The organism is Wenzhouxiangella sp. YN9 (assembly GCF_056324165.1).
Genome location: NZ_JBJNIP010000110.1, coordinates 1 through 12,392, shown reverse-complemented (window position 1 = coordinate 12,392; position 12,392 = coordinate 1). Strand labels below are relative to the sequence as shown.

General features: G+C 60.7%; 27 protein-coding genes. All 27 read right to left on the bottom strand.

Translation table 11 applies throughout. The features are described from left to right. Window positions 1–27 precede the first annotated feature (27 nt). Complete coding sequence (rpsD, locus tag ACEWQ0_RS10610) at window positions 28–654, bottom strand: 30S ribosomal protein S4 (protein ID WP_476483522.1); 627 nt, start codon at window positions 652–654, stop codon at window positions 28–30. A gap of 27 nt (window positions 655–681) precedes the next feature. After that, window positions 682–1,074, bottom strand: coding sequence for a 30S ribosomal protein S11 (rpsK, locus tag ACEWQ0_RS10605; RefSeq protein ID WP_476483521.1), 393 nt, complete (start codon window positions 1,072–1,074; stop codon window positions 682–684). 11 nt (window positions 1,075–1,085) lie between these two features. Beyond that, window positions 1,086–1,439, bottom strand: coding sequence for a 30S ribosomal protein S13 (gene rpsM, locus ACEWQ0_RS10600; protein ID WP_476483520.1), 354 nt, complete (start codon window positions 1,437–1,439; stop codon window positions 1,086–1,088). 94 nt (window positions 1,440–1,533) lie between these two features. Beyond that, window positions 1,534–1,647, bottom strand: coding sequence for a 50S ribosomal protein L36 (rpmJ, locus tag ACEWQ0_RS10595; protein ID WP_476483519.1), 114 nt, complete (start codon window positions 1,645–1,647; stop codon window positions 1,534–1,536). Between the two features lie 39 nt (window positions 1,648–1,686). Further along, on the bottom strand, window positions 1,687–3,045 hold the full coding sequence (gene secY, locus ACEWQ0_RS10590) for a preprotein translocase subunit SecY (RefSeq protein WP_476483518.1): 1,359 nt from the start codon (window positions 3,043–3,045) through the stop codon (window positions 1,687–1,689). Then, complete coding sequence (gene rplO / locus ACEWQ0_RS10585) at window positions 3,045–3,476, bottom strand: 50S ribosomal protein L15 (RefSeq protein ID WP_476483517.1); 432 nt, start codon at window positions 3,474–3,476, stop codon at window positions 3,045–3,047. The genes secY and rplO overlap by 1 nt, the downstream gene beginning before the upstream one ends. Window positions 3,477–3,496: 20 nt before the next feature. Further along, window positions 3,497–3,691 carry a 50S ribosomal protein L30 gene (gene rpmD / locus ACEWQ0_RS10580; protein ID WP_476483516.1) on the bottom strand — a complete coding sequence of 65 codons (195 nt, stop codon included), beginning with the start codon at window positions 3,689–3,691 and terminating at the stop codon, window positions 3,497–3,499. Further along, entirely contained in the window at window positions 3,684–4,190 is a 507-nt protein-coding gene (rpsE, locus tag ACEWQ0_RS10575) for a 30S ribosomal protein S5 (RefSeq protein ID WP_476483515.1), read from the bottom strand. The genes rpmD and rpsE overlap by 8 nt, the downstream gene beginning before the upstream one ends. Window positions 4,191–4,207: 17 nt before the next feature. Further along, window positions 4,208–4,564: a 50S ribosomal protein L18 gene (gene rplR / locus ACEWQ0_RS10570; RefSeq protein ID WP_476483514.1), complete on the bottom strand. Its 357-nt coding sequence runs from the start codon at window positions 4,562–4,564 to the stop codon at window positions 4,208–4,210. A 10-nt stretch (window positions 4,565–4,574) separates the two neighbouring features. Further along, entirely contained in the window at window positions 4,575–5,102 is a 528-nt protein-coding gene (rplF, locus tag ACEWQ0_RS10565; RefSeq protein WP_476483513.1) for a 50S ribosomal protein L6, read from the bottom strand. A gap of 24 nt (window positions 5,103–5,126) precedes the next feature. Next, window positions 5,127–5,522: a 30S ribosomal protein S8 gene (gene rpsH, locus ACEWQ0_RS10560; protein ID WP_476483512.1), complete on the bottom strand. Its 396-nt coding sequence runs from the start codon at window positions 5,520–5,522 to the stop codon at window positions 5,127–5,129. A gap of 12 nt (window positions 5,523–5,534) precedes the next feature. After that, window positions 5,535–5,840: a 30S ribosomal protein S14 gene (gene rpsN, locus ACEWQ0_RS10555; RefSeq protein WP_476483511.1), complete on the bottom strand. Its 306-nt coding sequence runs from the start codon at window positions 5,838–5,840 to the stop codon at window positions 5,535–5,537. A gap of 12 nt (window positions 5,841–5,852) precedes the next feature. Then, entirely contained in the window at window positions 5,853–6,395 is a 543-nt protein-coding gene (rplE, locus tag ACEWQ0_RS10550; RefSeq protein WP_476483655.1) for a 50S ribosomal protein L5, read from the bottom strand. A gap of 56 nt (window positions 6,396–6,451) precedes the next feature. Next, window positions 6,452–6,769, bottom strand: coding sequence for a 50S ribosomal protein L24 (rplX, locus tag ACEWQ0_RS10545; protein ID WP_476485325.1), 318 nt, complete (start codon window positions 6,767–6,769; stop codon window positions 6,452–6,454). 10 nt (window positions 6,770–6,779) lie between these two features. Then, the gene (rplN, locus tag ACEWQ0_RS10540) at window positions 6,780–7,148 is read right to left on the bottom strand and encodes a 50S ribosomal protein L14 (RefSeq protein ID WP_476483509.1); all 369 of its coding nucleotides are present in this window, start codon (window positions 7,146–7,148) and stop codon (window positions 6,780–6,782) included. Window positions 7,149–7,162: 14 nt separating this feature from the next. Continuing rightward, complete coding sequence (gene rpsQ / locus ACEWQ0_RS10535; protein ID WP_476483508.1) at window positions 7,163–7,423, bottom strand: 30S ribosomal protein S17; 261 nt, start codon at window positions 7,421–7,423, stop codon at window positions 7,163–7,165. Further along, the gene (gene rpmC / locus ACEWQ0_RS10530; RefSeq protein ID WP_476483507.1) at window positions 7,420–7,620 is read right to left on the bottom strand and encodes a 50S ribosomal protein L29; all 201 of its coding nucleotides are present in this window, start codon (window positions 7,618–7,620) and stop codon (window positions 7,420–7,422) included. Before rpmC ends, rpsQ begins: the two co-directional genes overlap by 4 nt. Then, window positions 7,620–8,030, bottom strand: coding sequence for a 50S ribosomal protein L16 (rplP, locus tag ACEWQ0_RS10525; RefSeq protein WP_476483506.1), 411 nt, complete (start codon window positions 8,028–8,030; stop codon window positions 7,620–7,622). The genes rpmC and rplP overlap by 1 nt, the downstream gene beginning before the upstream one ends. Before the next feature lie 3 nt (window positions 8,031–8,033). Further along, window positions 8,034–8,723, bottom strand: a complete 690-nt coding sequence (gene rpsC / locus ACEWQ0_RS10520) for a 30S ribosomal protein S3 (protein ID WP_476483505.1) — start codon at window positions 8,721–8,723, stop codon at window positions 8,034–8,036. A gap of 2 nt (window positions 8,724–8,725) precedes the next feature. Further along, window positions 8,726–9,058: a 50S ribosomal protein L22 gene (gene rplV / locus ACEWQ0_RS10515; protein WP_476483504.1), complete on the bottom strand. Its 333-nt coding sequence runs from the start codon at window positions 9,056–9,058 to the stop codon at window positions 8,726–8,728. Window positions 9,059–9,076: 18 nt separating this feature from the next. Further along, a complete protein-coding gene (gene rpsS / locus ACEWQ0_RS10510; protein WP_476483503.1) occupies window positions 9,077–9,349 on the bottom strand; it encodes a 30S ribosomal protein S19 in 273 nt (90 codons plus the stop codon). Window positions 9,350–9,361: 12 nt separating this feature from the next. Beyond that, window positions 9,362–10,189: a 50S ribosomal protein L2 gene (gene rplB, locus ACEWQ0_RS10505; protein ID WP_476483502.1), complete on the bottom strand. Its 828-nt coding sequence runs from the start codon at window positions 10,187–10,189 to the stop codon at window positions 9,362–9,364. Between the two features lie 26 nt (window positions 10,190–10,215). After that, on the bottom strand, window positions 10,216–10,512 hold the full coding sequence (gene rplW, locus ACEWQ0_RS10500; RefSeq protein ID WP_476483501.1) for a 50S ribosomal protein L23: 297 nt from the start codon (window positions 10,510–10,512) through the stop codon (window positions 10,216–10,218). Then, the gene (gene rplD, locus ACEWQ0_RS10495) at window positions 10,509–11,111 is read right to left on the bottom strand and encodes a 50S ribosomal protein L4 (RefSeq protein WP_476483500.1); all 603 of its coding nucleotides are present in this window, start codon (window positions 11,109–11,111) and stop codon (window positions 10,509–10,511) included. Before rplD ends, rplW begins: the two co-directional genes overlap by 4 nt. A gap of 11 nt (window positions 11,112–11,122) precedes the next feature. Continuing rightward, window positions 11,123–11,764: a 50S ribosomal protein L3 gene (rplC, locus tag ACEWQ0_RS10490; RefSeq protein WP_476483499.1), complete on the bottom strand. Its 642-nt coding sequence runs from the start codon at window positions 11,762–11,764 to the stop codon at window positions 11,123–11,125. A 13-nt stretch (window positions 11,765–11,777) separates the two neighbouring features. Continuing rightward, window positions 11,778–12,089 (bottom strand): 30S ribosomal protein S10, encoded by a 312-nt coding sequence (rpsJ, locus tag ACEWQ0_RS10485; protein ID WP_116650688.1) that lies wholly within the window; start codon window positions 12,087–12,089, stop codon window positions 11,778–11,780. A gap of 158 nt (window positions 12,090–12,247) precedes the next feature. Beyond that, window positions 12,248–12,392, bottom strand: a 145-nt coding sequence (locus ACEWQ0_RS10480) for an EF-Tu C-terminal domain-related protein (RefSeq protein ID WP_476481235.1), incomplete at its 5' end; no start/stop codon positions are given.

Genomic DNA, 12,392 nt, shown 5'->3' with positions numbered 1-12,392 from the left:
GTGCAGCGCGGGCGGGCAGCCCACGGCTTACTTCGAGTAGAGCTCGACAATCAGATTCTCGTTGATGTCAGGCGGCAGATCGTCCCGCTCGGGACTTGCCTTGAACACCCCCTCCATCTTGTCGAAATCGACATCGATCCATGCCGGCACCAGGTCAAGCTCGCGCGCAACGCTGATCGCTTCCTGAATGCGCAGCTGCTTGCGCGCCTTCTCACGCACCGCGATGCGATCCTCGGGCTGCACCTGATACGAAGGAATGTTGACCACCTTGCCGTTGAGCTCGATCGACTTGTGGCTGACCATCTGACGAGCCTGTGCGCGGGTGACGGCAAAGCCCAGACGATAGACCACGTTGTCCAGACGATTTTCCAGAAGCTGAAGCAGGTTCTCGCCGGTAGCGCCCTTGCGTCGGGCCGCTTCCTTGTAATAGTTGTGAAACTGCCGCTCGAGCACGCCATACATGCGGCGCACCTTCTGTTTCTCGCGCAGCTGCAACGCGTATTCCGACAGGCGCTGGCGGCGGCTGTCGCCGTGCTGCCCCGGCGGCTGATTGAGCTTGCACTTCGACTCAAGACCCCGCGCGGGGCTCTTGAGGTTCAGATCGACGCCTTCGCGGCGTGCGAGCTTGCAGGTGGGTCCAGTATATCTAGCCATATCTCTTTGAGTCTGCCTGCCGCTGACTTAGACGCGACGTTTTTTGGGTGGACGACAGCCGTTGTGAGGAATCGGCGTGACGTCGACGATGTTGGTGATCTTGAATCCCGCTGCGTTGAGGGATCTGACCGAGGACTCCCGCCCCGGGCCCGGCCCGTTGACGCGAACCTCCAGGTTGGTCATTCCGAACTCCTGGGCCGTTCGTCCGGCGTTGTCGGCCGCCACCTGGGCGGCAAAAGGAGTCGACTTGCGCGATCCGCGAAAGCCCGACCCACCGGATGTTGCCCAGGAGATCGTGTTGCCCTGACGATCGGTAATCGTGATGATCGTGTTGTTGAACGACGCATGCACGTGGGCGATGCCATCGACAACTGTCTTTCTGACCTTCTTCCGGCTCTTGCTGGTCTGTTGTTTGGCCATGAATTCCTACCTCAACGAATCGGACGGCGCGGACCCTTGCGGGTACGGGCATTGGTCTGCGTGCGCTGGCCACGGACCGGAAGACCACGACGATGACGCAGACCGCGGTAGCAGCCCAGATCCATCAGTCGCTTGATGTTCATCGACACCTCACGACGCAGGTCGCCTTCGACGGAAATCTGGCCAACGGCCTGCCGCAGCTTTTCCTGCTCTGCCTCCGTCAGGTCGCGCACCTTGGTGTCGGGCGCGACACCGGTTGCCTCGCAGATCTGTATGGCTCGGGTACGCCCGATGCCGTAAATGTTTGTCAGCGCCACCCAGACATGCTTCTGGACGGGCAGATTGACGCCTGCTATACGTGCCATGTGCTTGCTCCGTAAACCTTTACGCCCGCTCGACGCAAACCAGCAATAATACCGCTTTTTGCGGCATTTGCCAAGCCCGTCACGCGGTATTGTTTCATCCCTGCCGCTGCTTGTGTTTGGGATCGCTGCAGATCACGTAGACCATGCCCTTGCGGCGAACCACCTTGCAGTGACGGCATATTCTCTTCACTGATGCCTGAACCTTCATTGTTCCTCTCCACACTTTCTGGCCGAAACGGCCCTTTATTCAACGGCGCACTACGCCACTGCGTCCGTAACTCTTGAGGTTGGACTTCTTCAGCAGACTGTCGTATTGATGCGACATCAGATGCGCCTGCAGCTGCGCCATGAAGTCCATCGTCACCACCACGATGATCAGCAGTGAGGTGCCCCCGAGATAGAACGGAACGTTCCACTGCATGATCAGAAACTCGGGCAGCAGACACACGGCAGCCAGATAAAACGCGCCGACCAGCGTCAGGCGGGTCAGCACATAATCGATGTACTCGGCCGTCTGCCGGCCAGGCCGGATGCCTGGAATGAAAGCTCCGGACTTCTTCAGGTTGTCGGCTGTCTCCTTGGAGTTGAAGACAATCGCCGTATAGAAGAAAGCAAAGAACATCACCAGGCCGCCGTACAGCGCGATGTAAATGGGCTGCCCCGGGGTCAGTTGCTGCGAGATCGACTGCAGCCATCCGGACTCCCCGGCCTGTCCGAACCAGGTCGAAATCGTGGCCGGGAACAGCACCAGGCTGGAGGCGAAGATCGCGGGAATCACACCCGACATGTTGACCTTCAGCGGCAGATGCGTGGACTGGCTGCGATACGCCTGACGCCCCTGACGCTGGGCATAGTTGATGGTGATCCGCCGCTGGCCACGCTCCACGAAAACCACGAACGCCGTGACCGCAAGCGCCAGCGCCAGCAGGAAAGTGGCCGTCAGCACGCCCAGCTGACCGGTGCGAACCAGTTCCAGCGTCGAGCCAATGGCCGTGGGCAGCCCGGCAACGATACCGGCGAGAATCAGGATCGAAATCCCGTTGCCGATACCGCGCTCGGTGATTTGCTCGCCCAGCCACATCAGGAAGACGGTACCCGCCGTCAGCGTGATTACCGCCGCCATGACGAACCCGGGTCCGGGATTGATGACCACCGGCAGGTTGGCGCCAGCGCTCTGGCTCTGCAGCGCCACGGCCACGCCAAATGACTGGAAACCGGCAAGCAGCACGGTGAAGTAGCGTGTGTACTGGGTGATCTTGCGGCGACCGGATTCGCCTTCCTTGCGCAGCTGCTGCAGCTGAGGAACCGCATGGCTCATCAGCTGCATGATGATCGCCGCTGAAATATACGGCATGACGCCCAGAGCGAATATCGAGAAGCGGCCCAGTGCGCCACCGGAGAACATGTTGAACATGTCCACGATCGTGCCGCTGGACATATCCATCAGCTCGACCAGGGCGATCGGGTTGATGCCGGGAACCGGGATGAACGTGCCAAAGCGGAATATCAACAGCACCACCAGCACCACGAACAGGCGCTGGCGCAGCTCCTTGAGGCGTCCGATGCCGCCAAGCATTCCGGCCATGTCCGATGGATTGCGTGCCATTACTCGACCTTGCCGCCCGCGGCCTCGATCGCCTTGGCCGCACCGGCGGTCACGTGCAGTCCGCGCACGGTTACAGCGCGCTCCAGGCTGCCCTTGTTGATCAGGCGTACCTTGCGCGTGGCCGCGCTGATGAGACCAGCCTTCTTGAGCGCGTCAAGATCGATCACGTCGGCGTCCATGACGCTGATCTGATAAAGCCTCAGCTCCGCGGTGTGGCGATTGACCGCAGAGCGAAAGCCGACTTTCGGCAAACGCCGCTGCAGTGGCATCTGACCACCTTCGAAGCCCACCTTGTGGTAGCCGCCCGAGCGTGACTTCTGCCCCTTGTGACCGCGGCCCCCGGTCTTGCCGATACCGGAACCAATGCCGCGCCCCACGCGCTTGCGCTCGCTGCGGCTGCCTTCTGCGGGCTGAATCGAATTGAGTTTCATGTCACAGTCCAATGTTGAGTTCAGGCGTTTTCAACCTGTAGCAGGTACTCGACCTGGCGAATCATGCCGCGGATGGCCGGAGTGTCTTCCAGCTCCACGGTATGATGCAGTCGTCTCAGGCCCAGGCCTCGCACCGTCAGGCGATGCTTGCCGATGGTGTTGCAGAGCGAACGCACCAGCGTCACTCGCACCTTTCCGGTTGCGTTCTCAGCCATGATATTCCAGAACCTCCTCGATCGACTTCCCGCGCTTGATCGCAACCTGTTCCGGCGAGGCCATGGCCTGCAGGCCCTTCAAGGTCGCGCGCACCAGGTTGATGGGGTTGTTCGACCCCAGACTCTTGGCCAGCACGTTGTGGACTCCCACCGCCTCGAACACAGCACGCATCGGGCCGCCGGCAATCACACCGGTACCGTCAGAGGCCGGCTGCATGTACACCCGGGAGCCGCTGTGGCGAGCGTTGACCGGGTGCCAGAGCGTGCCCTCATTGAGAGAAATGCGGACCATGTCGCGACGAGCCCGTTCCATTGATTTCTGGATGGCCAGCGGCACTTCCCGCGCCTTGCCATAACCGAAGCCAACCTTGCCTTCGCCGTCGCCGACTACCGCCAGCGCCGTAAAGGTAAACTGGCGGCCACCCTTGACCACCTTGACCACACGGTTGACCGCGACCAGCTTTTCAATCAGATCGTCGGTGCTGTTATCTCTAGCCATGATGAATTCCGTTAACGTTAAAACTTCAGACCGGCTTCACGCGCGGCATCTGCCAGCGCCTTGACCCGTCCGTGATACCTGAAGCCCGAACGATCGAAGGCGACGCCCTCGATGCCGGCCTCAATGCTGCGCTCGGCAACCTTCTTGCCAACCCGCTGTGCGGCTTCCACGCTGCAGGTGCTCTTGAGCCCTTCGGCCAGATCCTTCTGCAGTGTCGAGGCGGCCGCAACGGTGCGCTGGCCGCCGGCATCGATAACCTGCGCGTAGATATGGCGGCCCGAGCGATGCACGGTGAGCCGTGGCTGGCCGGAGCGCGTGATCCGGGCGCGGTTCTTGCGCGCCCGCCGCAGTCTGGATTGATTCCTGTCGTTCATGTTCGATTCCTCAGGCCTTCTTGGCTTCCTTCATCACCACGCGCTCGTCGGCGTAGCGAACACCCTTGCCTTTGTACGGCTCCGGCGGACGATGTCCACGAATCTCGGCGGCCACCTGCCCGACCAGCTGCTTGTTGCTGCCCTTGACCAGGATTTCAGTCTGGCTGGGGGTCTCGATTGAAACGCCCTCGGGGATCACGAAATCAACCGGGTGACTGAAACCGAGCTGCAGATTCAACTTGTTGCCCTGAACCTGGGCGCGGTAACCCACACCGATCAGCTCCAGCTTCTTTTCAAAACCATCCGTCAGCCCATGAATCATGTTGGCAATCATGGAACGCATGGTGCCGGCCATGGCCATGGTACCGGACTCATCGGGAGCGACGCTGACCACGCCGTCATCAACAGTCACGGTCACTGTGGGATGAACCTGCATTTCCAACTGGCCGTTACTGCTCTTGACCTTGACCACGCCGTCGACGTGACTCAATTCCACGCCTTTGGGCAGATCGATTGGCGCTTTGGCAATTCTCGACATCGTTTGTCTCTCCGAAAAACTCTATCAGGCGACCAGGCAAAGAACTTCGCCGCCGTGGCCCTGTGCACGCGCCTCACGGTCGCTCATCACGCCATGCGACGTGCTCACGATGGCTACGCCCAAACCGTTCTGAACGCGCGGCAGTTCACCGCTGCCGAAGTAACGCCGTCGGCTGGGCAGGCTGTAACGCTCCAGTCGATCGATCACGCCTCGCCCTTCCACGTACTTGAGCGAAATGCTCAGGAAGCGCTTGGCGCCGTCTTCCTCGACGCTGTACTCGCGGATATAACCCTCCTTCTGGAGGACTTCCGCGATGGCAATCTTGCCTTTTGATGCCGGCATGCTCACAACGCGCTTGTTCACCGCTTGCGCGTTCTTGATGCGTGCCAGCATATCGGCAATGGGGTCACTCATGCTCATTGCACTCTCTCCTTACCAGCTGGCCTTGCGCAGACCGGGAATATCGCCGCGCATGGCCGCTTCCCGCAGCTTGTTGCGGCTGAGACCAAATTTGCGGTAGTAGCCGCGGGGCCGCCCCGACTGACGGCAGCGATTGCGCCGACGTACCGGCGAGGAGTCGCGCGGCAGCTTGTTGAGCCTGTGCATCGCTTCCTGCTTTTCGTCGAAATCGACTTCCGGGTCGGCAATAATGCGCTTGAGCTCGGCACGCTTTTTCGCATACTGCTGCGCAAGCCTTGCCCGCCGCACGTCGCGCTGAACCATTGATACCTTCGCCATACCTGCTACTCCTTACCTGGCCCGGAACGGGAAGCCGAACGCTTCCAGCAGAGCCAGTCCTTCTTCATCGGACTGCGCGGACGTGGTTATGGCCACATCCATACCGCGCAATGTATCTACCTGGTCGTAATTGATCTCGGGGAAGATGATCTGCTCCTTGATTCCGAGATTGTAGTTGCCGCGACCATCGAACGACTTGCGCGGCACCCCGCGGAAATCGCGCACGCGCGGCAGCGCGACGTTGATCAGTCGATCGAGAAATTCGTACATGTGCTCTCGCCGCAGAGTCACCATGCAACCGATCGGGTAATCATCACGAATCTTGAAGCTGGCAACCGACTTGCGGGCACGGGTGATCACCGGCCGCTGACCGACGATCTTGGCCATGTCAGCCATCGCATTCTCGATGACCTTCTTGTCTCCCACCGCTTCGCCAACGCCCATATTGACCGTTATCTTGGTGACTTGCGGCGCCTGCATCGGGTTGGAATAGCCAAACTTCTCGGTCAGCTTTCCGACAACCTCTTGTCTGTAAAAATCTCTTAGCCTTGCCATTGTCAATTCCAGAAAGTTTTCATTTTCGAGCCGCCTGCCGGCTGGCCTCATCGCCTTCAGATATCAACCACTTCACCGGTCGAACGATAGAAGCGCACCTTGCGGCCATCTTCCAGAGACTTGAAGCCCACCCGATCGCCCTTGCCGGTCGCCGGATTGAACACCATCACGTTCGAGGCGTGGATGGGCGCCTCGCGCTCGATGATTCCGCCAGGCTTCTGTTCCTGCGGGTCCGGTTTCTGGTGGCGCTTGACCATATTCACGTTCTCCACCAGAAAACGCTGATCCTTCAGCACTCTGAGCACGTGACCGCGCTGACCCTTGCTGCGGCCGGCAATCACGATGACTTCGTCGCCCTTGCGAATACGTTCCATCTTGAACTCCTTACAACACTTCCGGCGCGAGCGACACGATCTTCATGAACTGACCGGTGCGCAATTCGCGTGTTACCGGCCCGAAGATACGGGTTCCAATCGGCTCGAGCTTGCTATTGAGCAGCACCGCCGCATTACCGTCGAAGCGGATCAGCGAGCCATCACGGCGACGCACGCCCTTGGCGGTTCGCACCACGACGGCGTTGTAGACTTCGCCCTTCTTCACCTTGCCGCGCGGGATGGCCTCCTTGATGGTGACCTTGATGACATCGCCAATATTCGCGTAACGACGCTTGGAGCCACCCAGCACCTTGATGCACTGAAGCTCTCGCGCTCCGCTGTTGTCGGCTACCGAAAGCCTGGATTGCATCTGAATCATGTCTATCGCTCCGCTTACTGGGCCCGTTCAACCACTTTGATCACTTGCCAGGCCTTCGACTTCGAAATCGGCCGGGTCTGCTCGATGCGCACGGTATCGCCTTCATTGCAGCTATTGTCGGCATCGTGGGCATGGACCTTGCTGGAACGGCGAACGTATTTGCCGTACAGCGGGTGCTTGACCAAGCGCTCCAGACGAACCGTCACGGTCTTGTCCATCTTGTTGCTGACAACGCGCCCGACGACGCTGCGCTGTTTGCGATCTTCGCTAGTCATGCCTTGTTTCCATCCTGCTTCTGGTTAAGCACAGTCTTGACCCGTGCGATCTGCTTGCGAACACGGCGCATGTCATGGGGCGTGCCCAGCTGGCCGGTGCCATGCTGCATGCGCAGGGAGAACTGCTCCTTGCGCAGGTCCAGCAGTAGCCCGTTGAGTTCGCTGGAACTCTTGTCTCGAAGTTCACTCGCTTTCATTACAGCGTCCTCGCTACAAACGTGGTGCGAACGCTCAGCTTGGCGGCCGCAAGCCGGAATGCCTCGCGCGCAACGTCCTCACTGACGCCCTGAATCTCATAGATCATGCGTCCGGGCTGAATCGGAGCAACCCAGTATTCCACGTTACCCTTGCCCTTGCCCATCCGGACCTCGACCGGCTTGTTGGACACCGGCTTGTCGGGAAAGACCCGAATCCACAGCTTGCCGCCACGCTTGACGTGTCGAGTCACCGCCCGTCGGGCCGATTCGATCTGACGTGCCGTGATGAAACCACGCGTGGTTGCCTGCAGGCCGTACTCGCCGAAGCTGACGCGGTTACCCACGTTCGCCAGCCCGCGGTTACGCCCTTTCTGCTGCTTTCTGAACTTGGTACGTTTCGGCTGCAGCATCGTTTAGCTCTCCTTGCGCGCGCCGCCCTTGGACGGTGCCTTTTCCGAACTCTTCTCGGCATACAGGTCGAAAACCTCGCCCTTGTATACCCAGACCTTGATACCGATGATGCCGTAGGTTGTTGCCGCCTCGGCAGTGGCGTAATCGATATCAGCGCGCAGCGTATGCAGCGGCACGCGACCTTCGCGATACCACTCGCTGCGGGCGATATCGGCGCCGTTGAGCCGGCCACCCACCTGCACCTTGAAACCCTGGGCGCCCAGGCGCATGGCATTGCCAACCGCCCGCTTCATGGCGCGCCGGAACATGACTCGGCGCTCAAGCTGTTGAGCAATGCTTTCGGCCACCAGACGCGCGTCCAGCTCCGGCTTGCGAATCTCGTTCACGCGGATGTGCGTGGGAACGCCCATGATCCGACTCACCTGGCGCCGCAGACGCTCGATATCCTCACCTTTCTTGCCAATCACGATACCCGGACGTGCGGTATGCACCGTGATCTCGGCGGACTTGGCGGGACGCTCGATCTCGATACGGCTGACCGCGGCGTGCGACAGGTTCTTCTGCAAGTACTTGCGCGCCTCGAGATCGGTATTCAGCTGGTCGGCAAAGTCGCCTGACTCCGCATACCACTTGGCGGCCCAGTCTTTGGCAATACCGAGACGAAATCCGGTTGGATGTACCTTGTTACCCATGATTAGCCCTCTGTCACGACAATGGTGATGTGACTGGTGCGCTTGAGAATTCGCGTAAAGCGGCCCTTGGCGCGCGGCATGCCGCGCTTCAACACCGGCCCCTCGTCGACGAAGATGGTCTGAACCTTCAGCTCGTCGATATCGGCCCCGCTGTTGTGCTCGGCGTTGGCGATCGCAGACATCAGAACTTTCCGAACGATCTGCGCAGCCTTCTTGTTGCTGAACATCAGCACTTCTTCTGCCCGCTCGACAGGCAAACCGCGCACCTGGTCAGCGACCAGACGGGCTTTTTGCGGCGAGATACGCGCGCCTCTGAGCTTTGCTGTAGCTTCCATCACCGTCTCGAACCCTTGTTACTTGGATCTGCGGTCACCGCTGTGACCCTTGAATGTCCTGGTCGGCGCAAATTCGCCGAGTTTGTGACCCACCATGTTCTCGTTGATCAGGATCGGCATGTGCTGCCGGCCGTTGTGCACGGCAATGGTCAGACCGACCATTTCGGGCATGATCATCGAGCGACGCGACCAGGTCTTGATCGGACGCCGGTTGTTGGTTTCGACAGCCGCTTCCACCTTGGCTTGCAGATGGTGGTCAATGAACGGCCCTTTCTTGATCGAACGTGGCATAGCGATTTCCTGTTACTTGCGCTTGCGCGGACGCGTGATGTACATGTCTGTGCGCTTGTTTGTACGGGTGCGCTTACCCTTGGTCTTGATGCCCCACGGCGTGACCGGATGGCGACCGCCGGACGAGCGGCCTTCACCACCGCCATGCGGATGGTCGACCGGGTTCATTGCCACACCACGCACGGTGGGACGAACGCCGCGCCAGCGATTGGCACCCGCCTTGCCCAGCTTTTGCAAACTGTGCTCGACGTTGGCCACCTGACCAATGGTTGCCCGGCAGCGGGCGTGAACCTTGCGGACCTCGCCGGAGCGCAGCATCAGCGTTGCATACTGACCCTCGCGCGCCACCAGCTGTACCGCCGCGCCGGCACTGCGCGCCAGCTGCGCGCCCTTTCCCGGGCGAAGCTCTACGGCATGCACCTGCGTTCCCATCGGAATAGAGCGCAGCTCCATGGCATTGCCCGGCTTGATCGGAGCCTCGTTCCCGCTGAGGATCTCCTGCCCTGCACGCACGTGGCGGGGCGCCAGGATGTAGCGACGTTCGCCATCGATGTACTTGACCAGGGCAATATGCGCGCTCCGGTTCGGATCGTATTCGATCCGTTCGACCGTGCCGCGAATGCCGTCCTTGTCGCGCCGGAAGTCAATGCGGCGATAGTGGTGCTTGTGACCACCGCCGCGGCGCTTTGTCGTTGTCCGGCCGGCATTGTTGCGCCCACCGGTGTTGTGCTGAGACTCCAGCAGCGGCGCATGCGGCGCACCCTTCCACAGATGCAGATGGCGCAGCTGCGCGCGGCCTCTACGGCCCGGAGATGTCGGCTTTGCTTTGAGGATTGACATGGTTCTGTTCCCGGCTCGCTATATATTCAGTCGGCCAACACATCGTCGATGGTCTGGCCGCTCTTGATTCGCACGTAGGCCTTCTTCCAGTCCTTCTGGCGCCCCGGCACCAGGCGAAAGCTCTTCTGCTTGCCCTTCATGTTCAGGACCTGCACTTGCTCGACATCCACCTCGAACAGGCTTTCCACCGCGCGCTTGATATCACTTTTGCTGGCGTCACGGCGAACCTCGAAAACGTACTGATTGCTGTCCGCCTGGAGGCGCGCGGTCTTTTCCGACACGTGCGGCCTGCGGACAATCTGGTACATGTGCTCATTCTTCATGCCAGCCACTCCTCGATCTTGTTGACGGCCGCACGCGTCATGACGACCTTGTCGGCACCCACCAGGCTGACCGGATCAAGCGCTCCGACGGCCAGGGCCCGGAGCCCGGAGACATTGCGACTGGCGAGCTCGAGATTGCGCCCGAGTTCGACGTCGACCAGCACGCCGCGGCTTACGCCCAGATCAGCCAGCAACGCCATGAGCGCGCTGGTCTTGGGCTGCTCCAGCTCGAACTGCTCGACCACCAGCAGGCGCTCCTGCCGCACCAGCTCGGACAGAATCGCTCGAATCCCGGCGCGATACTGCTTGCGATTGACTTTTTGGCTGAAGTCCCGGGGCTGTGCCGCGAAGGTGACGCCGCCGCTGCGCCACAGCGGGCTGCGAATACTGCCCGCACGCGCATTGCCAGTGCCCTTCTGGCGCCAGGGCTTGCGCCCGCCGCCGGACACCGCCGCGCGGTTCTTCTGCGCCTTGGTGCCGGCCCGGCCACCGGCCAGATAGGCAGTGACGACCTGATGCACCAGGCTTTCCGAAAATTCACGACCGAAGACCTGATCGGACACCTTGATCGTGCTGCCGCCGCTAATTGCCAGTTCCATCACTTTCTCCTTCAGGCCTTGATCGACGGACGAATCATGACGTGACCGCCGGTCGCGCCCGGAACAGCGCCATGAATCAGAATGAGATTGCGCTCGGCATCGACGCGAACGACCTGCAGGTTCAGAGTCGTCTGACGGGCGTCACCCATGTGACCAGCCATCTTCTTGCCCTTGAACACGCGACCGGGCGTCTGGCACTGCCCGATGGAGCCGGGCGCGCGGTGAGCCAGCGAGTTACCGTGCGTTGCGTCCTGGGTGCGGAAGTTGTGCCGCTTGACCACACCGGCAAAACCCTTGCCCTTGGTGGTTCCGGTAACGTCAACTTTCTGGCCCGCCTCGAATCGCTCGACCGTCAGCTCGGCGCCGATCTCGAGACCGTCTTCAACGCTGTCCGCGTCCAGACGAAACTCCCACAGACCTTCGCCAGCCTCGACACCCGCCTTTGCGTAGTGCCCGGCCAGAGGGCGGGAAACCAAAGACGTACGCTTGCCGCCGCAAGTAACCTGAATGGCCGAATAGCCGTCCGATTCCTGTTGACGAATCTGCGTGATCCGGTTGGGGCTGACCTCGAGCACCGTCACCGGAATGGAGTTGCCCTCCTCGGTGAAAATGCGGGTCATGCCGCGCTTGCGTCCTACCAGTCCGATAGCCATTGCTCTACTCGCCTCAATACAGCTTGATCTGAACGTCAACGCCCGCAGCCAGGTCCAGCTTCATCAGGGCATCAACCGTCTTGTCATTGGGATCCACGATATCCAGCAGCCGCTTGTGAGTGCGGATCTCGTACTGATCCCGTGCGTCCTTGTTGACGTGCGGCGAGATCAGCACGGTATAGCGCTCCTTGCGCGTGGGCAGCGGAATCGGCCCACGAACCTGCGCACCGGTGCGCTTGGCGGTATCCACGATTTCCTGGGTCGAGCGATCAATCAAGCGATGATCGAAACCCTTCAAACGAATACGGATTTTCTGTTCGGCCATTGCCGTACGCCTTCAGTCTGTAAAAGATCAAATCTCTATGCCGGCCTTTCGGCAAGCACGCTCGCGATCCCGAGGATCGCCGGCCCCACGGGGCTGGTCATGCCAGTCAATGAGCGCCGCCGCGCCGGAACATCCAGCGCAGGCTCTCAGGGACCGGTTTATTCGATGATTTTCGACACCACGCCGGCACCCACGGTACGGCCGCCTTCGCGAATGGCGAAGCGCAGACCCTCTTCCATGGCGATCGGCGCAATCAGCTTGACGGTCATCTGCACGTTGTCGCCGGGCATCACCATCTCGGTG